We start from the raw sequence: 23,194 nt of genomic DNA on the forward strand, positions 1-23,194 counted from the left end.
TGAGGTTGTAAAGTCGCGCCATCAAAAACAGCTGAATGGGCGAACTATGGAACACATTGATGTTGGCTTTACCCACGTCGCATTTATGGTGAAGGACCTGGATAAAAGCGTTGATTTCTACCTCCGCTACACCGCAATGAAGGTGATTCACCACCGCGAACCCAACCTGCCTGATGCGCGCAAGGTCGCCTGGCTAAGCGATCGCACCCGTCCCTTTGCGCTGGTTTTGGTGCAGGCGGATACGCCTACCGACACCCCTCTGGGGAATTTTGGTCATCTCGGCGTGGCCTGCGCGACGAAAGCGGAGATTGATGGGAAAACCGAAATGGCAAGAGCAGAAGGCGTACTGCGCAGAGCGCCGGAGCAGCTGGGTGACCCGGTGGGCTACTTTGTTTTCTTCGCCGATCCGGACGGCAACACGCTTGAATTATCCTACGGTCAGCGAGTGGGAATTGAGTCGATGTAGTGCACTCAGGGCGGCAGAACATCGCCCTGTTTTTCTTGTTCTTGCATCCCCAAACGCCCCGGCGATCCCTCCCCTTTTGTTAAGCATTTTCTGTTCTAAGCATAGCAATTTATATTCCTATGGGCTTTAGTGACGACGATTTACTCTCTGCTCAATTAATCGGTTAATTGTGGGCAGTGGTTGGTTAAATGAGTGGAAGATCGTCAGTTTATTTACATCAAGAACAGCGGGAATTTGTGCACAAACTGCAACGTTCCTGGCTGTGGCGCACGGAGCTGCCGACCTGGCTGCTGATCATCACTATCTATGGCGGATGGTTTGCCACCGTTGCCTGGTGGAAAACCCTTGGCCTGCTCCCGGCAACGCTGCTGCTTATTTGGCTCGCCACCTGGTATATGTCGCTGCAGCATGAACTGCTGCACGGGCACCCGACCCGTTTCCCTCGCCTTAACCAGCTGTTCGGGCTAATGCCTTTTTCTATCTGGTACCCGTACGGAACTTATCGCGATCTGCATCTTAAACATCATCAGGATGAAGATTTAACCGTCCCGGAAACCGATCCGGAGAGCTACTATTTTACCCGCCGACGCTGGCAGCATTTTAGCGGCATTCAGCGCCTGCTGGTGCGCCTGCGCAATACCTTCCCCGGCAGGTTGCTGTTAACGCCGATGCTGACTATGCGCTGGACGGTAGTCAATATCTGGGAATCTTTCCGCAGCGCTAATCGCCCGGCAATGATCATGTGGACGGTACATATACTGCTGCTTATCCCGGTTATTGGCTGGCTGGTTCAGCATGATTTCTCCGTCATCCACTATCTTCTGGTGGTCACCTGGCCGATGCTGGCAATGACCAAAGTTCGTTCCTTCTTTGAGCATCGCGCGGCGGAGGATCCGCAAGCGCGCACGGTCATTAACGAAGCCGGAATGTTCTGGCGCCTGCTGTTCTTAAACCTTAACTATCATTCGGTACACCACGACCTGCCGCGCATTCCCTGGTACGGCTTGCCGACGGTTTACCGTTCCTACAAAGAGGAATACCTGAAGCGTAATCAGGGCTTCTTCGTGAACGGCTACGGCGAACTGATGCGTGAGCACCTGATAAAACCGATTCAGGTGGAAATTAACCCATTTTTCCCGGACGGTCGCCTGGCCCAGGATACCGTGCAGCAGGAGAAAGCCCATGAGTAAGCTTCTCTCTCTGCCGATGTACGACGTGTACCATCCCGATACCGAAGCGCTGTTAGCCGCGCTGCGACAGCTGCTGCGTGAAGAGGGGCTGGACGGCCTGATTTATAGCGAACCCGAAGACCGCCTGACCCACTGGCAGGAGCCGCAACTGCTGCTCAGCCAAACCTGCGGTTATCCGCTGCGCGCCCTGCTGCCCCATGTGCAGGTCGTCGGTACGTTTCATTATCAGGCTCGAGGCTGCGAAGGATTTAACTACAGCAGCCAGCTGATTGTTCGGGAAGCCGATGCAGGAAATACGCTGGCAGATTTTCGGGGCAAGCGGGTCGTCTGCAACAGTGACGATTCCCAGTCCGGCTATCACGGCCTGCGCAGCCTCGTCGCACCACGACAAAAAGACGGTAAGTTCTTCTCGGACATCGCGTTTAGCGGCAGCCACCGCCAGTCGCTGGCCGAGGTACAGGCTGGCACGAGCGATATTGCGGCCATTGATGCGGTTACCCTGGCGCTGGTTGCTCGCCACGAGCCAGGGCGCGTAGAGGGCCTTGTGTCTATCGGCACGACCGCTCTGGTCCCGGGGTTACCCATAATAACCTCGGCGCACACTTCTGCCGTTGAGCTGGAAAAATTGCGGAGTGCGTTGAAGCGGTTGGTGAGCGAACCTGAATGGCGTGAAGTGCGCGAGGCGCTGCTGATTAAGGATTTCAGCGTTACCCGGCGTGAGGATTACCAGCCGATTTCCGATGCGGCCCAACAAGCGGCGGCAAGCGGGTTACTGACGCTTTAAGTGATGGCTTTTCCCCTCATCCCGACACGCTCGCTGTCCCCTCCCTCTTTCAGGGAGAGGGGAAAAACACCTACGTTATCCGAGCAAATTCTTTACCGTTGCAAGCTGCACATTCGCCTGCGCCCCTAGCGCGCGGTTAAGCGTGGAAAAACTGTCGCCGCTTTTTTCCAGCACGCCGCCCAGCGCCTGCGCCGTTTCCTGCGCCTGCTGTGGGCTATACGGCGTGGCCATTTCATCAATACGTGAACGAACGCGATCCTGATGCGCCCGCAGCTTGCCGCGCTGCAGTGTTATTTGCTCCAGCGCCTGCTGCAGGCGTAATTGCCCGTCACGACTGCTATCCGGACGCGCCGCCAGCTGCACCAACGCTTCCTGCTGAGCCATCTCCGGCTGCGCCGCCAGCAAGGTAAATGAATCAGACGGGAAATTATGCCCTTCCCCACGCACGCTGAGCTGCTGGCTGACCTGCTCCCAGCGGGACTCATCGACGCTGAAATTCACCTGCCCGCTTCTGTCGAGGCTGGCGTGAATGCCCATCCGGCCTAGCCCAATGTTAAGACGAGTCAACACGGTACGAGGCGATCCTTCTGCGGGCAAGGCAACGGCGGCCAGCTCTCGCTTTGCGCCGCCCAACATAAAGATCAGCGTTTCACCACCCGGCGAGTTCAGTACCTTCTCGCTTCCGGGCAGGGTGAAATTCACCTGCGACTGGCTTTGCAGCTTAACGTTAAACTGGCGGTCAATCGTACCGCCGGATAGCGCCGTGCGGCGCGAAAGCAGGCGTTCAAGCCCGGCCGCCTCTGCCTGGCCTTTTCCCTGGCTCGCCGCATGGCGAAGCTGCAAAAGCTGGGTTTCGGTGCTGGAGAGATAGCTGTCCGCCTGCTGAACCGCCGTCAGCTGCTGGTTAAGCTGGACGTTGTAGCGCAGGGGACGAGTGGACAGCAGTGCCGCTTCAGGAAACGGGCTGCGGGATGAAGCGGCATCTTCAACCTTACGACGCTGAACGGACTGTGGGGCATCGATATTGCCGCGGCTAAGCGCGGCGGCCTGGGAAGATGTTGTTGTGGCTAAACCAACCTGCATGGCTACATCACGCTAAACAAAGAGAGCTTACCGATCATGCTGTAAGCCTGGTTGGAGATCTGTACGGAATTCATAAACAGTTTGAGGTTCACCGTCGCGGTCGCCGGGTCACTGTATGCAAGATCGCGTACCACCTGGTCGTTTGCCGCGCTGACGTCGGTATGTGCGTTGCTCAGCAGCGTTAAATGGTTCTGGCGGCCCCCCACATCGGTAAAGATAGCCGACACGTTATCCCGCGTGGCGGTAGCGGATTTCAGCATGTCGTCTATTTCACTCTGGTAATCCTCTACTGGAATGGCCGGATCCTGCATCTTCTGCGACAGCGCTTTGAGCTTGTTCAGCATATCCAGATCGTCATTGCCTGAGGAGAATGCGCTGGCAATGTTGGTATTTTCCTTAATGCTTACACCATTCGCGACGGTTGTCTCGCGCGAGCCATCATTACCGGCAAAAACAAACGTTTTCGCCGTTTCATCCCACTGTACCGGCCTGGTGCCAGTTTTAGTACCGGCAAACAGATAGCTGCCGTTTTCATTTTGTGCATTCATCGACGCCACCAGCGAGTCCAGCATCGACTCAAGTTCCGCACCGTAGCTCGCCATATCCTGCTGACTATTGGTGCCGTTAGCCGCGGCAAGCAGCCTGTCATTCAGCGCCAGCAGCTGATCGTTCATTGCCTGCAGGTGAGACTCCTGGCTTGCCAGCGTTCCGCTAATGCTGGTGATATTGCTCTGATACTGCTGGATTGCCGACTGTTCGCGGTTAAGCTGCACCAGTCGGCTGGCAGCCACCGGATCGTCCGACGGCACATTAATTCGCTTCTGCGTAGAGAGCTGCTGCATCAGCTTGCTGATGCTCTCGCTGTTTTTGCCCAGCTGGCTGAGCATCTGCGAGGAGTTGTAAAGGCTACTGATTCGCATAGTGTTTATCTCAATCCTCGTTAGAACAGGTTAAGCAGATCGCTGAAGATCTGGTCGCCCGTGGCGATCACTTTCAGGTTGGCCTGGTAGGACTGCATGTAAATCTGCAGGTTGATCGCCTCTTCGTCCTCGTTGACCGCGCTGAGGTTATCGCGCTGGTTCTGAGCCTGACTGGCAACTGCAATAGCGGCTTCCTGTTCGGTTTTGTTCTGGCGGCTGGCGATCCCGATGCGGGAAATAATCGCCGCAGCGCCCTCGTTGAGGCTCATATTGCCCAGGCCGCCAATGTTCGTTTTGCTATTTTTCAGGTCGATAAGAAGCTGCAGGTTATCGCCGTTGCCTGGCTCGCCCGTAGCGCCGGACAGCGCAATCTCATCGGGCTTCAGGTCGGTCACCTGCAGCATGCCCGCGCTGTTACTCGGGTCAAAAACAAACAGCGGCTTGCCCGGATTACCGTTGAGATCGAACCCCTGAGCCAGCTGATTGTTAAACAGATCTGCGACCGCTTCAGCCATGCCCTGAATCGCGCCCTGCATCTCTTTCAGCGTGGTCGTTTCATAGTCGTAGAGCGCGCCAAGCTGGCCGCCCGTCGAAGGATTGAGGCTGAATTCGCTGGTGGAAAACTTCAGGCTGAGGGTGCTGTTGCCGTTGGCATCCACGCCCGCTTTCATTTCACCGGCCGTTTTGCCGCTAACCAGCGGCTGGCCGCCCTTCAGGGCCACGGTGTAGCTCCCGCTGCCGTCTTCGGTAACCTTCACGTCCGCCAGCTCGCTGAGCTTTTTCACCAGCTCATCGCGCTGATCGCGAAGCACGCTGCTGTTGCCGCCGGTAGACTCCAGTTCGATGATTTTCTGGTTGTAGCTGGCAATACCGGAGCTTAGCGAGTTGATGCTTTCCACCGCCGCGTTACGCTGGGTGGAGAGTGAATTTTTCTGGCTAGTGATAAAGTCATTCATGCTGTTAAAACGCGTGGCCAGGGAGCTGGCCTGGTTTAACAGCTGCTGGCGCAGCGCCGGAGATTCTGGCTGAGTGGTCATCGCGCTCAGGGCGCCAAAAAACTCGTCCAGTCCGTTACCCAGGCTCGTAGAGTCGGTACCAATCACCTCTTCCAGCGCGCCAAGATACTGCTGCCCCGAGGTGAAATAGCTGGCTTTGGTGTTCGTCTGCCAGACCTGATTCACCAGGTACTGGTTAGAAATACGACGAATGCTGTCCACCTGCACGCCGTTTCCTGCGGACAGACCGACCTGGCCCATTGGCCCCATCGAACTTTGCAGCAGGCCCTGGCGGCTGTAGCCCGGCGTCAACAGGTTGGCAATGTTCATCGAGGTGACGCTCATCCCCGTTTGTGCTGCCTGAATGCCGCTGTAGGCGATATTAATCATGCTCATCTGTTATAACTCCTGACCGCGACGCATCACGGGGATGACCGGGGTAGATAATTCTGAGGGCTGCTGCGGTAAAGCGGCACTTTTCGCCTCTTCCTTAACGCCGGCGGGCGCCAGCTGGGCAATAATCATCCCGGCAATGCCGGTGCTGCGCTGCGAGGCCAGCTCGGAGGCCAGGCGATCGTCGTAAAAATCTCGCATCATGCGCTGCTGCTTGCTGTTGAAGGGGCTGTCCTCGGCGGCCATGGCATCCGAGGCTTTGCGCATCTGCTGCATCATCGAACGCAGGAACATCGCTTCAAACTGCTCGGCAGCCTGCTCAATGTTTTGCGGTTTTGCCTGCCCGGTCATGTCGCCGGGCAGGATGGTTTGCTGACGGTTAATCGGATTGATCATGTGGGGTCCTTAAATCACCACCAGCTCGGCATCCAGCGCGCCGGCTTCATGCAGCGCCTGTAAAATCGCCATCGTGTCGTCCGGTGCCGCGCCCAGGCTGTTAATGGTGCTCACAATGCTGCGCAGGCTGGTTCCGGCCGGAATAGTGACCATCTGGCCGCGCCCGCGATTAACGTTGACGTCGCTGTCCGGCGTAACCACGGTGCGTCCCTGGCTCAACGCCCCCGGCTGGCTGACGTTACTGCTTTCACGAATGGTGACCGTCAGGTTACCGTGAGAAACGGCGGCGGCACGTACCACCACGCCATCGCCGATAACTACCGTGCCGGTACGGGCGTTAAACACCACGCGCGGAGGCTGTTTCCCGGCGTTTACCTGCACGTCTTCCAGCATCGACATAAATCTCACGCGCTCGCCCGGATCCATCGGTGCCCTTACCGCCACGTTTGTCGCGCTTTGTGCGGTCGCCGTGTTCGCGCCAAAGGCGCTGTTTAGCGCTACGGCAACGTTATTGGCGGTTTTAAAACTTGGGCGCTTGAGATTAAGCATCACCTGGCTGTTGTCCTGGAAATCGGTTGGGATCTCGCGTTCAATGGACCCGCCGTTCGGCACACGCCCTACCGTTGGCGTATTCACGGTGACGCTTGAGCCGCTGTTCCCTTCTGCCTTCACGCCGCCAACGACCACGTTGCCCTGCGCCAGGGCATAGACTTCGCCATCGGCGCCCCGGAGCTGGGTTAGCAGCAGCGTGCCGCCGCGCAGGCTTTTGGCGTCGCCAATGGAAGAAACGGTAACGTCAATCGACTGCCCACGAGCGTAGCCCGGCGGTAGCGTGGCGCTGATAGCGACCGCCGCAACGTTTTTCACCTTCGGGTCGATTTTTGTTGGTAGCTGCACGCCAAACTGGCGCAGCATGTTCGTCACCGACTGGCTGGTAAATTTCACCTGGTTTTTATCGCCGGAGCCATCAAGGCCGACCACCAGGCTATAGCCCACCAGCTGGTTGCCTCGCACACCCTGGATATCCACGATGTTGCCCAGCGTTTCGGCAAGCGGGCAGGTGCTCCACAGGAGCATGAGGAAAAGCGCTACGTTACGCATCGTCGGCTCCGGTTAGATAGGGAACAGCGGGTGGTTGAAGATACGCGTCAACCAGCCCGCAGCGTTCGCGTCGCTCAGCGCGCCGCGTCCTGCATACGAGATTCGGGCATTGGCGATACGCTGGGAAGAAACGGTGTTATCACGCTCCACGTCATCGGCACGGACCAGACCCGTTACGCGCATGTACTCGTCGCCCTGGTTAAGGGTGAGCCACTTCTCGCCGCGCACCGCCAGCACGCCGTTTGGCAGCACTTTGAACACCGCGACGGTAATCGAGCCACGCAGGCTATTTTGCTGCTGGGAGCTGGCGTTGCCGTTGAAATTACGATCGCCGTCGACGGAACCACTAAGCTTCTCAACCGAATGGCCAAAAGCCTGCGGCACGCCAAGCGTGACGTCATTTTTCTTGCCAAAGTTAGTTCGCGCCTGCTTACTGGCCTGGGTAGACTCATCGAGACGTACGGTCAGAATATCCCCCACACGATAGGCACGACGGTCCTGGGTCAGCGACCAGTTATAGCCGCCGTTGTAGACGCCGCCGCCCTGCACCGCCGTATCCGGCATGACAAAATCTTCCGGCGGCGCAAAGGCCGCATCGTCTTTATGCACCAGCAAAGCCGGGCTTTCACACCCGGCCAGCATCAATGCCAGTAAACCGATAACACCCTGCTTTTTCATGACTCTCTTCACTTCATTAACCCATCATTACATCGTCTGGGTGACAAACTTGAGCATATCGTCGGCGGCGGACACCATCTTGGCGTTCATTTCGTAGGCACGCTGAACGGTTATCATGTCCACCATCTCTTCAACGACCTGCACGTTAGATCCTTCAAGCGACCCTTGCTCCAGCTGACCAAACGCCTCTTCGCCGGGGATCCCTTCCACCGCTTCGCCGCTGGCAGCGGTTTCGCGATACAGGTTGCCCCCTACGGCTTCCAGGCCGGCCGGATTGACGAAGTTCACCAGGGTAATCTGCCCCAGCTCAACCGGATCGGTTTCCCCGCCAACCTGCGCCATCACGGTGCCGTCCTTTGCGATTTGCAGTTCTTTGGTGTTCGCCGGCAGCTCAATTTGCGGTACCAGCGGCAGGCCAGCGGCGTTGGTTATTACCCCTTCCTGATTACGCTGCAGGTTTCCGGCGCGGGTATAGGCGATTTCGCCATCCGGCGTCTCCACCTGGAAAAAACCCTGCCCGGTAATCGCCACATCCAGATCCTGCCCGGTGTTCTGGATATTGCCGGTAGAGAACTCTTTCTGCGTGCCGACGATTTTCACGCCGCTGCCAAACTGAATGCCGGTTGGCGCGGTATTGTTTTGATCGAGCTGGCCGCCCGGCGTACGCTGGTTCTGATAAAACAGATCCGAGAACATTACGCGGTCGCGCTTAAATCCGGAGGTATTCACGTTGGCGAGGTTATTGGAAATCGCGCCCATTTTGGCGTCCTGCGCCGCGAGCCCGGTTTTACTTATCCATAAAGCTGGATTCATCGTTCGTTATCCTTGTAATCAACTGCCGCGCAGCAGGCGATTGCCCGCCGTGGCCAGATCTTCCGCCGCTTTCATCATCTTGATCTGCGCTTCGAACTGACGGTTCAGCGCAATGCTCGACACCATCTCGCTGATGGCCGAAACGTTGGCGCTTTCCAGGTGCCCGGAGGCCACCATGACTTCTTCGTTGCGCGGATTGTTCAGCGCGTTCGTGACGAGGAACCCGGCGCTGTTTTTCTGCAGCTGTCCGGCAGGAATATCCACCAGCTTGAGGCGATCGATTTCCACCGGTATGGCGGGGCCGCCGTCGTCCGGCACAATGCTTATCACCCCGTCCTGGGCAATAGAGATTTGTGAAAATGGCGGCAGCACGATAGGTCCGCCGTCCCCTTCCACCGGCAGGCCGTTAATCGTCAGGTCGCCTTCCGGGCCAACGTCGATTTGCCCGTTGCGGGTATAGACTTCGCGATTACCGCTGCTGAGGGCTATCAGGCCGCTCCCGCGCAGGGCAACGTCGAGGTCACGGCCCGTCTGCTTCATCGCGCCCGGCGTCATATCAACGCCGCCGTTGGTCGGCTGCACCAGATAGCGCGAGTCATACCCCGCGCCTTCAATCTGCTGCGCCTGAGCGCTTTCCAGATCGCTACGAAACCCCTGGGTATTCACGTTCGCCAGGTTGTTGGCGTGGATCTGCTGCTGGGACAGGCTGCGGTTTGCGCCGCTGACGGCGGTGTAAATTAAGTGATCCATTACACGGCCTGGAACAGCGCGTTCATCATGCTGTCGTTGGTGCTGATAACCTTAGTGTTTGCCTGGTAATTACGCTGGGCGCTCATCAGCCCAACCAGTTCCGAGGTCAAATCAACGTTTGACGCTTCCAGCGCGCCGGCTTTGATTGCGCCCAGCAAACCACTGCCAGGTGCGCCGGTCAGTGGCGTACCGGAAGCCACGGTCTGCATCCAGGTGGTGCCATCCTGCGCGGCAAGCCCGTTAGGGTTAGCAAAGTTCGCTAAAATCAGCTGCCCCTGCAGCATGCGCTCACCGTTGGAGAAGGTGGCATAGACGGATCCGTCTTCATCAATCTGCTGGCCGGTTTTCTCGCCGGACGCATAACCGTTACCCTTGTTTTTGCTGACCGAGAAATCAGAGCCGTACTGCGTGGTGCCGGTGTAGTTCAGGTCGACAGACAGCGACTGTGCGCCTGGAATATCAATAGACAGCTCAACGGCCCCGTTTGGCGCGCTCAGAATGCCCTGATCGCTGAAGGTCAGGGTTTGGCTCGCCGGGTTAGTCAGCGGCTGGTCGTCCATGTAGTAATAAACTTCCCAGGTATTTTCGTCGGTTTTAACAAAATATTGGTTGATGGTGTGCTCACGGCCCAGCGAGTCGTATACCTGGGTCGCATAGGTGTTGTTATAAGAGGTGTTGTCTTTAGGATCGAATGTGGCAGTAACAGGCTTTTCCGCGCGGGCATCGAGGTTAGCGGTAAAATCTAAACCGTCGGTAGGCTTAGCCGGGATAGAGCCGCTGCTGATGGTCAAATTGCCGATGCTGCCCACCTGCAGCACGCCGTTCGCATCCACCGGATAGCCCTGCAGGTTCATGCCGGAGCTGTTGATCAGGTTTCCGTTGCTGTCGGTGCCGAAATAGCCCGCACGGGTATAGGCTGTTGTTCCCGCACTATCGCGCACGACGAAGAAACCGTTGCCGGAGATAGCCAAATCCAGACCATTACCGGTGGCATTGATAGCCCCACCACGGGTAATGCTCTGGGTGATGCCGGTCACGCCCACGCCAAGCGGCTGGCTTTGGGCGTACAGTGCGGCAAACTCCGCGCGACCGGACTTAAACCCTACGGTACCGGAGTTAGCGATATTGTTAGAAATCGCATTCAGCTGTTCGGTGATGGCGTTAAGGCCGGAGGTGGCAATACTAAAGCTCATGTTATGTCTTCCTGATTAATGCTTCTGACCCGGCTCATGCCTTTACAGCAGGGGCAGATTGTCCAAATTGAGTGATATAGTTGTAGGCAATTTCGCCCAGCCCCGAGATGTTCAGCATGGTCGGGCTGCCGTCCAGCGGGATGCGCACGTTATTGACAATGCCACCGAGCTCGACCGGAACTTTCTCTTCCCCGGTATCGGTCACCACGCTAAGCGTGTATTTCCCTTCCGCCAGACCCAGCGCTTCCGGATCGATAGCAAAATCCACCTGCCCGGCTTCTTGTTTGCCCAGCTCAATTTTGTGCTCGGAACCGGCTGAGTCTTTGACGATAACGGTGACAACACCTGCGGCATGTTCCAGCGTCAGGCGTCCGTCTACGGTCGTTGTCCCGTCGGTGCTAAAGCTGTCGCTCTGTACCATCACCTTTTGTCCAACCAGGTTACCGGTGGTCAGCGTTTGCAGGTTGTCCATTAACACCGAGTTATTGGCCATCAGCTGTGACATGGTTTCCATTGACTGCACCTGAGTGAGCTGCGCCAGCTGGCTGACATATTCGGTGCCGTCCGTCGGGTTTAACGGATCCTGATTTTGGATCTGCGCAACCAGCAGCTGCATAAACAGGCTGTTCATACCGGCGGCGCTGCCGTTGCTTGCCACGCTGCTGCCGCCGCTGGCGCTAAAGGTACTCGCGTCGTTATTTACGTTCATTTCACACTTCTCCAAGGCGCAGCAGGCTTTGTTGCATGCTTTTCACGCTGTTAAGCACGTCAACATTGGTTTCAAAACTGCGTGAGGCCGACATCATGTCCGCCATCTCTTCCACTACGTTCACATCCGGGTAGTAGACGTAGCCCCGGTCATCGGCCATGGGATGGTTCGGTTCATAACGCTGTACCGCATTGCCGGTTTCAACCACATCCATGACCTGCACTCTTGCGCCGGTCAGCGCCCGGTTACCCATCAGCTCATCGTTCTGATAAACCGAGGCAAACACCGGGCGACGCGCTTTGTAGACGCCATTTTCCGTCGCTGAGGGGGCGTCGGCGTTCGCCATGTTGCTGGCGATGGTGTTCAGGCGAACGGTCTGCGCCGTCATAGCCGAGCCTGAGACACGGTAGATATTGTTAAATGCCATCTTGCATGGTTACCTAAGTCCGTTATTTCCCTTCGATAGCCTTTTTCAGGCCAACAAATTTCATATTCAAAAACGCCAGGCTTGCCTGGTAGTCCTGAACATTTTTCGAAAACTCAGCCTGCTCCACGTCTAAGGCGACGGTGTTGCCATCGGAAGAAGGCTGATACGGCACGCGATATTTTTCCTGTGGCGAAGGGTCAGTTGAAAAACTCCACGCTGAACGTTGCATCTCCGCGGCAAAATCAATATCTTTAGCCTGGAAGTTTGGGGTGTCGACGTTAGCCAGGTTGGCGGATAGCAGCTCTGCTCGGGAAAGTCGAAGTGCTACTGCCTGCGGATGAACACCCAATGCTTTGTCAAAAGAAATACTCACAGCCCACATCCTCGTGATGAAAAAACAACGGCAAAAAATCGCTAATACATCCCTGTATAGCAATTACCGTGCCAGAGTTTTAACATCATGAATACAAAGCGTTTTACCAAATTATCTCTCCGCAAAGGGAAGCCTGATTTCCCCTTTACCTTCCGCCTCGTCGCGGCCCTGGGTTTACTGCTGTTGACCCCAGCGCTTCACGCCGCGGAACAGAAAGTCGTGGCCGCTAAAAGCGCGCTTGAGCGCGGACATGTTCTGACCCATGCGGACCTCCAGATGAAAACAATCCAGATCTCCGGAGCCCGTACCCGCTATTTAACCGACCCCAAAGAAGCCACCGGCATGACGCTAAAACGACGCCTGCGCGCCGACCAGCCGATTACCCGCGCGCACCTCGACTCCCCGGTATTGGTTGAGCGTGGCCAGCGCGTGCTGATGGTTGCCATGCAGGACGGCATTGAAGCAAGAACGTTTGGGGAAGCAATGAAAAAGGGGCGTAAAGGCGAAGTGATTAAAGTAAAAAACGAAAGCAGTCAGCGCGTGGTCAGCGCCGTGGTTGCCGACACGGGTCTGGTGCGCATGCTCAACACCGTTACAAAATAATTTTTAATTTTGCGATTAAAGTTTTGCTGTTGCCGGGTCGCCTTACACCGATAAGGGAATGGGAAAAAGGCTTTCCTCCCCGTGGACTCACCTTGCAACCCAATAAAAACAGAACCGTAGAGCAACCGGAGAACAGCGATGAAAATTAACCCAACCCAATACAGCCAGACCGTAGCAACGCTTAGCGCTAACGCCGCCGGGCAGACTCGTCCTCAGGCAGAAGAAGGCGGAAACGTCGAGAAAACGCACCCGGTCGACCCGGTATTGGGTGAGGCACAGAACAATATGGCCGCGATGCCGGAAGTGGATATGGCACGCGTTGAAGCAATGAAAGAAGCCATCAGCGCGGGAAAAATCAGCATCAACCTGGATGAACTGACCGGCGCGATGCAGAAATACTATCAGAGGTAGGTTATGAGCAATGCAGCCCAGGGCGTGAAGCAGTTAATTGAAGACATGATTGCCGATCGTAAATATTACACCGAGCTTAACGCCCTCCTGGAGCAGCAGCGCCAGCTGATTGTTGGCCGTCAGTCGGTCGCGTTGGATGAACTTAACGGCAAACTGATTCAGATTTATGAACACCTTGCCGCCAGTAGCCAACAGCGTTACGCCACGCTGGCTGGTTTGGGCGTCCCCGCCGGCCCGCAGGGCATTAAAGCATTATTTTCACGCCTCCCGACTTCACACCAGAGCCAGGTTAACGCGCTCTGGGAAGACCTGGAAACCCAGGCCACCCGCTGTAAAACGGCCAATGAAGGGAATGGGTTACTGCTCGGCATGCAGCAAGAGATCCTTGAGAGCCTGATAAACAGCAGCGAGCCAGAAAACTGGCTTTATCAGCAGGTTTGACGCTTATCATGCTTTCCTCTGAGATCGGTTTCTTTATGGAAACCATTGAGAACACGCGCTTTTATTGCCGTGTTATCAAAGGGCTTTCCGCTGACGAGCAGCAAAAAATCACCGCGTTTTCTCTGTGGCCCCACGTGACGGAATACCTGGCGCAAACACTCCAGCACGGTCCGCTGACTCTGCTCTCTCAGGCGCATACGCCACCTGCAGCCGAGGATTTTTGCCACAGTAAACCAGTCCTGTTTCAAAAAATTGATAGTGACATTCGCCTTAGCCGCGAATTCCTGGTCAACAAGGTTGAATACAGCGTTTGCTGGAATCTCTATTTCCATGTGCTCTATTCAGCCTTACAGGCTGAGACACTGAACAGCATTGAAAAAATGATCCTTTGCTCCGGCAACGGCATTGCGGAAAAGGCAATGGCGATGGTTTGCCGCCAGCGCGGAATAGAAACTCGGTTTATCGAACTCTCGAATTTACCCAACAAGGTTTTTATCGACCGGTTAGGCGCCAACGCGCGCTCCGAATTAGCGCTACATCCTGAGCTTCTCGACAAATACCCTGCGGTTAGCGACGAATTTCATCAGTCCTGGATGGACGAATACGAGAAGGGGAAAAAAGGCATACCGCTTCAGGCGATGAATAACCCCTGCGCCAACATCATCAATCTGCTTTCCAGCGATAAGGTGCTGACTCGCTATAGTCGGGACTTCATCTTCCTGCCGCTACAGGTTTCTGCCGACACTCAGCTGTGGATCAACGCGGACAAGCGCAACGCCGATGCCATCCATTACGCAGCAAAGCTCGCCGGGCAAGAAAACAAAATGTTGGTCGTCAAAATTCACCCTGCCGAGCGCGATCCGCACGAGCTGGAAACCCTTGCTCAACTCAAAAATAAACTGGGCTTCAAGATCAGCCAGGAGAACACCGTTCAGCTGATCAAGAGGTCGAGCAAAGTGCTCACCATCAACTCGACTGTCGGCCTTGAGGCCATGCTGTATGACAAACCGTTAGAAATACTCGGACGCAGTTTTTATCAGCAAATGAACAAGGAAAACATGAAGAAGTATATTCACCACTATCTGTTTACCGGCGTGGAAGTGCGTTCGGCTTCGGACATCCCACGCGATGTCGCCCTGGCTTTCCTGGCACGTTAACCAACCGGACATTTATGAAGAGCGTTGACTGGCAGTGGGTGAATAAAATTGTCTATATCAATCTTCGGCGCCGCCGCGACCGTAATGTTCGGGTACGCAAGCAGCTGGCTGAAATCGCGGCTGAGAAAAGCAAAATCCTACGTTTTGAGGCAATTGAGGCCTCTCCGGGATACCTTGGCTGCGTGCGATCCCACATTGCTGTACTTGAAATGGCGATTGCCGAAGGGTGGGAAAATGTCCTGATCCTTGAGGATGATATTGCTTTTTGCACCACAGATGAAGATAAAACCCGGCTGAATAAATACTTTTCGACCCTGAAAAATGTACGCTGGGACGTCGCCTTCCTGGGCGCTAACTACCACTCAGTTACCGCCCTGAACAGCGTTGATTATCTTGTTCGTGCACGCCAGGCCTGGTGTGCGTGTGCCTATTTGGTTAACCGGCACTACATGCCGGTGCTGCTGGAGAACTTCCGCGAAAGCCTCTACGCCCTCGCTCAAGGCGCTGAGCAGTCTCAGTTTGCGCTGGATGTTCACTGGCATTCGCTAATGGCGAGAGATTGCTGGCTGGGAGTGTTTCCAAACGTGGCGTATCAGCGCGCCGACAAAAGCGATATCGAACAACGAACGGTGGATTATCGTCCGCTGTTCTTTAAGCCCCTGGCGGCCATCAGCTAGCGCGTTCGACGTTCCGGCTCCCTGAACAACAGGCGCCGGAAAGGTTTTTTTTACAGCAAAGACAGCCCACAAAGCAGGCTGTAATCCGCACTGTTTTGCGCGTCTACCTGCATCGGGTTGACCTGACGCCAGCTATACCACGCGCTGAACAGCGTAATCAGCTTATCTTCCGCCAGGGTTTGTTCCTCACCCATCGCTATCGCGAGCAGCATCTTCAGTTGAAAGAAGTCCTGCGCCAGCGAGAACATTGCCGCGCCGTAGTTTTCGCAGCCCACGCCGGGAAACACGTCGTGGTACAGTCGGTAAATCAGCACGTTACGTAAAATGTATGGCTGCCCGGTTAACAGCGCACAGCGCTGAAGGCCGCCCTGCAGCTCCTCCAGGCGCTCGCTGAGGCGGCTTGTGGGCATGATGCCTAATTCGCTCAGCTTCAGCATTACGCTCATTTTCTCCACCATCGGCAGATTGAGATTCAGACGCATGGCCCCCATCGCTTTCAGCGCGGCAAGGCCGTTTTCTTTAATGGGCGGCAGCATGGCTAACTGCTCTTCCAGCACGCCATGTTCGGCCAGTTGAGCAAGCTGCTCGCCCATCGACATCAACAGCGCCGGATCGCGATTGTCATCATCAAGATACTGCTGTGCTTTACTCAGCAGCACGCCAAGGGCATACAGGCTCACTTCCAGAGAGAGCGCCGGATGCACGGCCAGATTAATGCACTGCTGGTTGAGCATTTCATCCCATGCCGTGAACTGGACGGCATCCTGTACTTCGCCTTGCGAAATGTGCAGAGCAAACGCCTGCGGGTTAAGCAGCAGTTCGCGGGCAACACTTTCACAACCGGGATCCAGGCTTTCGCGCAGCTGGGTCGCCAGGTGAACACTGGCCTGCGGCCAGCCCTCGGATCCGCGGCGACAGGCCGGGCAAGAGCAGGTCTCGCTCAGGGTGGCGTGGCGGGTGACAAATTCAGGTTGATAACGTTCGATGATATCCATTTCTCTCTCCGGGACGGCATTAGCCCTCCCTTACTTAGCTGTGTTTACGGAAAAACCAGTGGGTACAGTCGACCGGCTTGCCGCTTTGGCGATCCCGCGTTTGTTGAATAAACGCGAAACTCGGGTAAAAGCCGAGCCAACAGTGTTGTTCAAATAAAGGCTGCCATGCATCGTCGCGGGTTTGCGCGGCGCTAATGGCTTCGCGGTAGGCCGCCAGCAAGGTGGGGTAAAAATTGGCGTTAACGGCATAGGCGCAGCCGTTTTCTGCCGCACGCACGCGTACAACGCCCGACAGGGACTTCATCAGCCGCAGCTCGCTGTATTTCCCGCCCAGCATCAGCACCTGCCAGTCAATATGGGGAAGACTGCTCAACAGGGCATTCACCTGCTGCACCGAATTCTCTTTCTTTACAAAGTGGACTGCCGCATCCAGCAGCACAACGTTACGCCAGCCCTCCTGCCGGGCTCGCTCAAGGACTTCGCCGTGGGTTTGCAGCTCGGCAAGCCCGGCGTTTTCATTCTGATGAAGCGCCACCGGCTGCAGCTGGCTGGCGGAAAAACCGAAATCGACGAGCGCCCGACACTGCGCCTCAAGCTCCGCCTCACGCTGAGGATCATAGATAACCGCCACTTTGTCGAATATCGCCCACTGCACCGGTTGGTTGAGCGGCGCACGGTTTAAGCGGCGGTAATGCGCCAGCAGATTCGGATCCTTAACCAGATCGTCAAGACGCAGATCCACCGGGGTACTGCTCCCCATAATGAAGTCTTTGTCATAGGTATTCGTGCTGTGGGAGATACAGACGATGGCCTTTTCAGGAGCGATTTGCAGTACCGGCGTGGTGAAGTTATTGAGAAAAGCCTGCTCTTCACCGAGCGTGGCATCATCCTGATAGCGGTTTCTTTTCAACAGATTACGGTGCAGCCCAAAGGTGCCGTTCAGCGCATGGTGCGGGCCAAACGGGTGCGTGAGGTACATTTTGTCGAGATGGCTGTACCAGACATAGATCCGATCGCTGCCGGAAAAAAGCGCATTGTGGCTTCGCATCTCAGTGACCTGATGCGAGATTTTTTCCGGAGGGTAGTAATCATCGTCGTCGAAACTGATGATGTACTCCCCGGTCGCCAGCTCGTTTAGCATGTTACGTTTGCGGCCCAACGGCAGGCGCTCCGGGCTGTGAATGTACCGCACGTTGTGCAGCAACGGGTCGACCATCATGTCGATCAGATCCTGGTTACTCTGCGCGGAATCATCAAGAATGATCAGCTCACGTTTATCCGCCGGATAGTCCTGGTACTGGTAGATATACAGCAGGTACGGGAGAAATTCGCGCCGGTTCCACGTCGGGCAGACCACGCTGACAAACGGCATTTTTTGCGGCGCGGTGGCCCGTTGGCGCTTTAGCAGGTTATCCAGCAATGTGCTGCGGTTAGCGGTAGGTTTCATCTATTAACTCTTAACGGTGGGCGAGTCGCTGGCGCAGCCAGCACTGTGCGGAAACGGCATCCGTCGCTTTCCGCTCACGTCGCTCTTGTTCTGCATGGCGTTCACTACGCTTCGCGTCGAGCATCACTTCCAGGCTTTTTTCACGCTTCGCCTCCCGGAGTAAAGCGCCCTGTAGCTGCCGGGCTTCCAGCTCGGCTAACGCATGCTCCTGCTTTTGCCAGTCAATAACGCGCTGGATAGTACGCTTGTAGCCGGAGTGGTTGCTCATCTGTAAAGCGGAGGTGCCTTCCGCCTGGGTCAGCCCTGCCGCAAGCGACGTCAGCGTGGTGATATTTTTTTCATAGCGCTGGCACAGCTGCTGCTGGGCATTCAACCGCGCACCGGTCTCTTTTACCGCCCGGTGACGTAACATATGCAGCTGCTCAAGCGTTGCGATCGGTTTGCTCATCGCCGGTTATCCCGCCTGCGCCAGCAGGCACAAATCGTTGATGGTTTTGGCAAGCGGCGCGGGGTCGTGCACCTCCTGCTGAAGAAATTGCGTTATCGCCGGGGCCAGTTTCACCGCGCGGTCAGCCAGCGGATCGGCTCCCGCCACATAGCCCCCCAGCGGCAGCAGCGGTTTAATATTCTGGTATTCGGCGTACAGCTGCTTAAGCGTTCTCGCCGAAAGCTGATGAGAACGTTCGGTAACCTGACTCATACAGCGGCTGATGGACTGCCCGACGTCGATAGCCGGATAGTGTCCGGCTTCGGCAAGATGGCGAGAGAGTACAATGTGGCCATCGAGCACCGCTCGGGCGCAGTCGACAATCGGGTCTTGCTGGTCATCCCCTTCTGCCAGCACGGTATAAATCGCGGTCATCGTACCGCTGCCGGTACTGTTGCCTGCGCTTTCGACCAGCCTCGGGATCATGCCAAAAGCAGAAGGCGGATAGCCTTTGGTGGCGGGCGGTTCGCCCAGGGAGAGGGCGATTTCTCGCTGGGCCATCGCGTAGCGGGTCAGAGAGTCCACCAGCAGCAGAACGTCTTTGCCTTTATCACGATAGTAGCTGGCGATGGTGTGGCAGAGCTCGGTGGCTTTGATGCGCATCAGCGGCGATTCATCGGCGGGTGCGGCAACGATCACCGACTTTGCCAGCCCTTCGGCCTGCAGCGAGTTTTCAATAAACTCTTTCACTTCACGCCCGCGCTCGCCAATCAGCCCGACCACCACCACTTCAGCTTGGGTGTAGCGGGTTATCATGCCAAGCAGCACGCTTTTACCCACGCCACTGCCCGCCATCAGGCCAACACGCTGGCCTTTGCCAATCGTCAGCAGGCCGTTGATGGTGCGCACGCCAACGTCAAGCGGCTGCTCCACGCCCTGCCGCGTTAGCGGGTGAACCTGGGGCAAATGCAGCGGCAGCGGCGTGTCGCCCACCAGTTTGCCTTTGTTGTCCAGCGGCTCCCCCAGCCCGTTGACCACGCGGCCAAGCCAGCGGTCGCCAATCATCACGCCTTCCTGTTTATCTGCCGGAAAAACGCGGGCGCCAGCAATCAAGCCGGTAGGATGTTTGAACGGCATCAACCAGGTCAGATCGCGGTCAAACCCCACCACCTGCGCATCAATCAGTTCGCTATCGGCGCTTTCCACGCGGCACATCTGCCCGACCGCCAGGCGGCAGCCCACGCACTCAAGCAGAATGCCGTTCACGCGCACCAGCCTGCCCGCCACGCGAGCAAGATTGATATTTTCAATGGAGCGCAGCGCCTGTTCGAAGTCCAGATCACTCATCCTGGGTTTCCGGCAGCAGATTTTCTTTCAGCACATCCATACACTGGTCAAGGCGGTGCTGGCAGCCAATATCCATCTCGCTGGTATCGGTAATCACTCTGCATTCACCGGGCTCCAGATCCGGATCGGCGCACAGCCCCCAGTGACGCGCTTTTTCCGGCTCGGCTTCGCTAATACGCTGGTATTCGTCATTGCTGAGCAATACGCGAATCTGTTCCGGGAGCTGCGGCAGGCCGTTCAACGCTTCCTCAACAAGCGTCAGCATCTGCGTAGGATGCAGCGCCAGCTCGCAGCGAATAACCTGGCGAGTCACTTTTTCCACCAGCTGTAGAAGCTCTTCGCGGCGGCGTTGTTCATAGGCGCTGAGGTATTGACGTAGCTCGTTCGCGACGCCGTCCAGCGGCCCGGCGGCATCCAGAAACAGCTGGCGAGCGTGCTGTTTCCCTTCTTCCAGTCCTTTACGCATTCCCTCTTCAAAACCGAGGCGAGCGCCTTCCTGATACCCTTCTTCTTTCCCTTCTTCCATCCCCTGAGCAAACCCCCGGTTCAGGCCATCCTGAAACCCCTGCACCAGCTGCTGCTGGTACGCGTCCGGGTCGAGCGTCTGGCCTGACTGTTCGAGGCTTGCCTGCTGCCAGCTTTTGCGCAGCGGCGGGAATTTATGCAGTCTGGGTTTGATAACCCCCTGACGGCGGGTGGTCAGGCTGCCGAGCGTAGCGGCTTTTGCATTTTTGAACATGGTTATTCCATCGTCTGCTCAGCGAACAGCTGAACCTGAATTTCGCCGTCCTCTGCCAGCTGGCGTACGGTGCCCATAATCTCTTTGCGCACCTGTTCAATACGGCTGACCGGCACCGGGCCAAGACGCGAAGTTGTGCTTTGCAGCAATTGCACCTGGCGTTTCGGCATCACGTTACAAATGGCCTGGCGCAGCACCGGCTCGGTGCCCTTCAGCGCTACCGCCCACTCTTCCATCGGGATCTCTTCCATCAGGCGCTGTAGCGTGTTTTGATTCTGTCGGCTGAGAATGAAGAACTCGTACATTTCATCTTTGAGTTCGTCCACAACGTCTTCGTCCCGTTCACGCAGCTGGTCCAGCAGCAGTTGCTGATTCTCCGGAATGCGGTTAACGATGTTGGCGGCGTGCTTGATGCCGGTCACTTTAGAGCCGTGCTCTGAAAGCACCGCTACGCCACGGTCAATCAGCCTGTCCAGCTCGTCGATAACATCGCGGTTGACGTCGTCCAGCTTGGCAATGCGGTAGACGATTTCGTCCTGACGTTCCTGCGGCAGCACGCTGAGCACGCTTGCCGCCACGTCCGGCGGTAAGAACGCGAGGAACACCGCCTGCAGCTGCAGATGCTCCTGCTCGATAAGCGCCGCCAGCTGCGGGACATCCACCCACTGCAGACGGGCCATGCGGTAGCGAATCTCATCGCCGTAGATGCCGTTAATCACGCTGCGCGCAATTTCCCCACCAAGGGCTTTTTCCAGAATGCTGCGCAGGTAAGTACGTGAGGCACCGTTAATGCCGCTCTGCTCCCGGTAGTCCTGAAAAAAGTTATTCATCGCCTGGCGCGCCTGAGTCACTTTCACACCGTGCAGCCGCGCCATGGTTTCACTCAGCAAAATCACCTCTTCGCGACTCAGTTTCTGCATCACCTGAGCAGCGGCGTCTTCCCCTACGCTCAACAGCAGGATGGCCGCCTGTTCGATGCGCGACCGCCCGTTACCGGTACTGCTTTTACTGCTCTTGCTTACTGTTGGTTCGCTCATTGCTGTTAATCCACTGTTTCAGTACTTCCGCCACGCGCTCGGTTTCGCTCTGGGCGAGCATCTGTAAGTATTCGACTTTGGTTTCAAGGCCAGAACTCTGCGGCGGCAGGTTGTCATCATTCTGGAACGACGATTTCGGCAACCCCGGGCTCAGGCCTTCATCAGTCGTCATTAATTCGTTTTCAAGCAGCGCCCCGCTGCCCAGTACGGGCTCGTTGGCAGCATCGGCCACCGTTACTTCACGGCGGCTAAAGCGCTGCGCGACCGGACGCACGCCAAACAGCAGGGTTAGCAGCGCCAGCAGGCCAATGCCGCCGGTTTGTCCCCAATACTGCATGTGCGGATCCTGCCACCATTTCAGTACCGGCAGCGCCGTCGCTTCGGGTTCCGTAAAGGCCATAACGTCCAGCGTCAGCGAGTCGCCACGGGCTTTATCTATGCCCGCCGCATCCTCAACCAGCCGCGTCAGTCCCGCCAGTTTTTCCGGCGTGATTTTCTCCAGCGCAGGCGCACTTTGGTTCAGGGCAATGGCCACGCGCAGCTTCTCAAGCTGGTAGCCGGGGTGGCGGATATGGCGGATATCACGGTCGTAGGCGTATTTTCGCTGCTCCGAATTGCGGCTGCTCAGGGACTGTGGCGTATTGGCCTGAGTCGTGTTGGCATTGGCGTTTGCTGGCGCATTCGCTGCCGCTGGCTGCTGATTGACCGGGCGGTTGCTGAGCGACCCCGGCACCCCCATCGCCAGTTCGTTAGTGGTATTTTCCTGGCTGATATTTTCGTCGCTAACGCGTGCATCTTTTCCGAGGCGCTCCTGGGTCTCCTCCACGCTGCTCATATCCACCTGAGGCGCAACGCTGATACGGAAGTTGTTGCTCCCCACCAACGAAGTCAGCAGACCGGAAATATTCTTTTCGGTGTCCGCCTTCATACGTTGCACAACGTCATTGGCCTGGCGAATACCGGCCAGGCTGCCGCCGTTTTGCAGGCCTTCGGAGAGCAGGTTGCCGCTTTGATCGACCACCCGCACGCTGCTGGCTTTCATGCCAGGAACGCTGCCGGAAACCAGTTGAACAATGGCAGCAACCTGCTGCTCATCAAGACTTTTTCCGTGCCGAAGCTGGACGATAACCGACGCGCTGCTCTCCGGCTTATTGCTCATGACGAAGGAACTCGCTTCGCTCAGCCCCAGATGTACTCGCGCCAGCTCTACCGGCTCCAGACCCATGATGCTTTTTGACAGCTCCCCTTCGAGACTGCGCTTGTAGCGCACGTTCTGCACGAACTGGCTGCTGCCGAGCATCTCTTCTTTGTCCATCAGCTCGTAGCCTTCTGGCAATGCCGCACTGATGCCTTTTGCTGCCAGCGCCATGCGCGCCTTCGACAGTTTGTTTTCGGCCACCAGAATTTGCCCGTTGTCCGGGTTAATCCGATAGGCAATGTTCTCTGCGCCCAGCACTTCTACAACCTGGGCGGTTGGCAGGTTTTCCTGAGCGCCATAGAGCGCGACATAGCCGCCACCGCTGCGCCACAGTGAGGCAACAATGGCGCCGGTCAGCAACACGGCTGCGGCGCCCATAAGCCATTTTTTATGTTTTCCCTGCGGCAACGGCATCGCCGCAAGCTGAGTTTTGATTAACACGGT

The 23,194-nt window shown here is 56.6% G+C and carries 27 protein-coding genes; 8 read left to right on the plus strand and 19 right to left on the minus strand.

Going from position 1 to position 23,194, the window contains the following annotated elements:
- Positions 1-46 precede the first annotated feature (46 nt).
- The 3 genes from VGM55_RS12415 to VGM55_RS12425 all read left to right on the plus strand — a co-directional run bounded on the left by VGM55_RS12415 (position 47) and on the right by VGM55_RS12425 (position 2,440).
- The gene (locus VGM55_RS12415) at positions 47-466 is read left to right on the plus strand and encodes a VOC family protein (protein ID WP_331635628.1); all 420 of its coding nucleotides are present in this window, start codon (positions 47-49) and stop codon (positions 464-466) included.
- A 188-nt stretch (positions 467-654) separates the two neighbouring features.
- Positions 655-1,656 (plus strand): fatty acid desaturase, encoded by a 1,002-nt coding sequence (locus VGM55_RS12420; protein WP_414648259.1) that lies wholly within the window; start codon positions 655-657, stop codon positions 1,654-1,656.
- Positions 1,649-2,440 (plus strand): phosphate/phosphite/phosphonate ABC transporter substrate-binding protein, encoded by a 792-nt coding sequence (locus tag VGM55_RS12425; protein WP_154185256.1) that lies wholly within the window; start codon positions 1,649-1,651, stop codon positions 2,438-2,440. Before VGM55_RS12420 ends, VGM55_RS12425 begins: the two co-directional genes overlap by 8 nt.
- Before the next feature lie 75 nt (positions 2,441-2,515).
- Here VGM55_RS12425 and VGM55_RS12430 read toward each other — a convergent pair whose 3' ends face one another.
- From VGM55_RS12430 to flgB, 12 genes are read right to left on the minus strand one after another with little or no spacing between them, the layout of a single operon-like run.
- Positions 2,516-3,523: a hypothetical protein gene (locus VGM55_RS12430; protein WP_154185257.1), complete on the minus strand. Its 1,008-nt coding sequence runs from the start codon at positions 3,521-3,523 to the stop codon at positions 2,516-2,518.
- Positions 3,524-3,525: 2 nt separating this feature from the next.
- Positions 3,526-4,443 (minus strand): flagellar hook-associated protein FlgL, encoded by a 918-nt coding sequence (gene flgL / locus VGM55_RS12435; RefSeq protein ID WP_154185258.1) that lies wholly within the window; start codon positions 4,441-4,443, stop codon positions 3,526-3,528.
- Positions 4,444-4,463: 20 nt separating this feature from the next.
- Complete coding sequence (flgK, locus tag VGM55_RS12440) at positions 4,464-5,834, minus strand: flagellar hook-associated protein FlgK (RefSeq protein ID WP_331635630.1); 1,371 nt, start codon at positions 5,832-5,834, stop codon at positions 4,464-4,466.
- Positions 5,835-5,837: 3 nt separating this feature from the next.
- On the minus strand, positions 5,838-6,227 hold the full coding sequence (locus tag VGM55_RS12445) for a rod-binding protein (protein WP_154185260.1): 390 nt from the start codon (positions 6,225-6,227) through the stop codon (positions 5,838-5,840).
- Positions 6,228-6,236: 9 nt separating this feature from the next.
- A complete protein-coding gene (locus VGM55_RS12450; protein ID WP_154185261.1) occupies positions 6,237-7,328 on the minus strand; it encodes a flagellar basal body P-ring protein FlgI in 1,092 nt (363 codons plus the stop codon).
- A 12-nt stretch (positions 7,329-7,340) separates the two neighbouring features.
- Positions 7,341-8,006 carry a flagellar basal body L-ring protein FlgH gene (gene flgH / locus VGM55_RS12455; RefSeq protein WP_154185262.1) on the minus strand — a complete coding sequence of 222 codons (666 nt, stop codon included), beginning with the start codon at positions 8,004-8,006 and terminating at the stop codon, positions 7,341-7,343.
- Between the two features lie 27 nt (positions 8,007-8,033).
- Positions 8,034-8,819 carry a flagellar basal-body rod protein FlgG gene (gene flgG / locus VGM55_RS12460; protein ID WP_154185263.1) on the minus strand — a complete coding sequence of 262 codons (786 nt, stop codon included), beginning with the start codon at positions 8,817-8,819 and terminating at the stop codon, positions 8,034-8,036.
- 18 nt (positions 8,820-8,837) lie between these two features.
- Positions 8,838-9,569 carry a flagellar basal body rod protein FlgF gene (locus VGM55_RS12465; RefSeq protein WP_176982998.1) on the minus strand — a complete coding sequence of 244 codons (732 nt, stop codon included), beginning with the start codon at positions 9,567-9,569 and terminating at the stop codon, positions 8,838-8,840.
- Positions 9,569-10,762 carry a flagellar hook protein FlgE gene (flgE, locus tag VGM55_RS12470; protein ID WP_331635631.1) on the minus strand — a complete coding sequence of 398 codons (1,194 nt, stop codon included), beginning with the start codon at positions 10,760-10,762 and terminating at the stop codon, positions 9,569-9,571. The genes VGM55_RS12465 and flgE overlap by 1 nt, the downstream gene beginning before the upstream one ends.
- Before the next feature lie 34 nt (positions 10,763-10,796).
- Positions 10,797-11,471 (minus strand): flagellar hook assembly protein FlgD, encoded by a 675-nt coding sequence (gene flgD / locus VGM55_RS12475; protein WP_331635632.1) that lies wholly within the window; start codon positions 11,469-11,471, stop codon positions 10,797-10,799.
- Between the two features lies 1 nt (position 11,472).
- A complete protein-coding gene (gene flgC / locus VGM55_RS12480) occupies positions 11,473-11,898 on the minus strand; it encodes a flagellar basal body rod protein FlgC (protein WP_154185267.1) in 426 nt (141 codons plus the stop codon).
- Between the two features lie 22 nt (positions 11,899-11,920).
- Complete coding sequence (flgB, locus tag VGM55_RS12485) at positions 11,921-12,271, minus strand: flagellar biosynthesis protein FlgB (protein WP_038474859.1); 351 nt, start codon at positions 12,269-12,271, stop codon at positions 11,921-11,923.
- Between the two features lie 255 nt (positions 12,272-12,526).
- On the opposite strand from flgB, the gene flgA reads away from it, so the two are divergent.
- From flgA to VGM55_RS12510, 5 genes are all read left to right on the plus strand, one after another.
- Positions 12,527-12,874, plus strand: coding sequence for a flagellar basal body P-ring formation chaperone FlgA (gene flgA / locus VGM55_RS12490; protein WP_331635651.1), 348 nt, complete (start codon positions 12,527-12,529; stop codon positions 12,872-12,874).
- A 138-nt stretch (positions 12,875-13,012) separates the two neighbouring features.
- Entirely contained in the window at positions 13,013-13,285 is a 273-nt protein-coding gene (gene flgM / locus VGM55_RS12495) for a flagellar biosynthesis anti-sigma factor FlgM (RefSeq protein WP_154185270.1), read from the plus strand.
- A 3-nt stretch (positions 13,286-13,288) separates the two neighbouring features.
- The gene (gene flgN, locus VGM55_RS12500; protein WP_154185271.1) at positions 13,289-13,726 is read left to right on the plus strand and encodes a flagellar export chaperone FlgN; all 438 of its coding nucleotides are present in this window, start codon (positions 13,289-13,291) and stop codon (positions 13,724-13,726) included.
- An 8-nt stretch (positions 13,727-13,734) separates the two neighbouring features.
- Entirely contained in the window at positions 13,735-14,883 is a 1,149-nt protein-coding gene (locus VGM55_RS12505; protein WP_331635633.1) for a hypothetical protein, read from the plus strand.
- Between the two features lie 14 nt (positions 14,884-14,897).
- Positions 14,898-15,560: a glycosyltransferase family 25 protein gene (locus VGM55_RS12510; RefSeq protein ID WP_331635634.1), complete on the plus strand. Its 663-nt coding sequence runs from the start codon at positions 14,898-14,900 to the stop codon at positions 15,558-15,560.
- Positions 15,561-15,610: 50 nt separating this feature from the next.
- Here VGM55_RS12510 and VGM55_RS12515 read toward each other — a convergent pair whose 3' ends face one another.
- The 7 genes from VGM55_RS12515 to fliF are packed head-to-tail and all read right to left on the minus strand — an operon-like array spanning position 15,611 to position 23,191.
- Positions 15,611-16,555 carry a hypothetical protein gene (locus VGM55_RS12515; RefSeq protein WP_154185274.1) on the minus strand — a complete coding sequence of 315 codons (945 nt, stop codon included), beginning with the start codon at positions 16,553-16,555 and terminating at the stop codon, positions 15,611-15,613.
- A 34-nt stretch (positions 16,556-16,589) separates the two neighbouring features.
- Positions 16,590-18,002, minus strand: coding sequence for a glycosyltransferase family 2 protein (locus VGM55_RS12520; protein ID WP_154185275.1), 1,413 nt, complete (start codon positions 18,000-18,002; stop codon positions 16,590-16,592).
- Between the two features lie 10 nt (positions 18,003-18,012).
- On the minus strand, positions 18,013-18,450 hold the full coding sequence (fliJ, locus tag VGM55_RS12525; protein WP_154185276.1) for a flagellar export protein FliJ: 438 nt from the start codon (positions 18,448-18,450) through the stop codon (positions 18,013-18,015).
- A gap of 6 nt (positions 18,451-18,456) precedes the next feature.
- On the minus strand, positions 18,457-19,776 hold the full coding sequence (gene fliI / locus VGM55_RS12530; RefSeq protein WP_154185277.1) for a flagellar protein export ATPase FliI: 1,320 nt from the start codon (positions 19,774-19,776) through the stop codon (positions 18,457-18,459).
- Complete coding sequence (gene fliH / locus VGM55_RS12535; RefSeq protein ID WP_154185278.1) at positions 19,769-20,515, minus strand: flagellar assembly protein FliH; 747 nt, start codon at positions 20,513-20,515, stop codon at positions 19,769-19,771. The genes fliI and fliH overlap by 8 nt, the downstream gene beginning before the upstream one ends.
- A 2-nt stretch (positions 20,516-20,517) precedes the next feature.
- Positions 20,518-21,552 carry a flagellar motor switch protein FliG gene (locus VGM55_RS12540; protein WP_154185279.1) on the minus strand — a complete coding sequence of 345 codons (1,035 nt, stop codon included), beginning with the start codon at positions 21,550-21,552 and terminating at the stop codon, positions 20,518-20,520.
- The gene (fliF, locus tag VGM55_RS12545; protein WP_414648260.1) at positions 21,521-23,191 is read right to left on the minus strand and encodes a flagellar basal-body MS-ring/collar protein FliF; all 1,671 of its coding nucleotides are present in this window, start codon (positions 23,189-23,191) and stop codon (positions 21,521-21,523) included. The genes VGM55_RS12540 and fliF overlap by 32 nt, the downstream gene beginning before the upstream one ends.
- Positions 23,192-23,194 lie beyond the last annotated feature (3 nt).

The sequence above is a fragment of the Cedecea sp. genome (genome assembly GCF_036500665.1).
GTDB lineage: Bacteria > Pseudomonadota > Gammaproteobacteria > Enterobacterales > Enterobacteriaceae > Cedecea.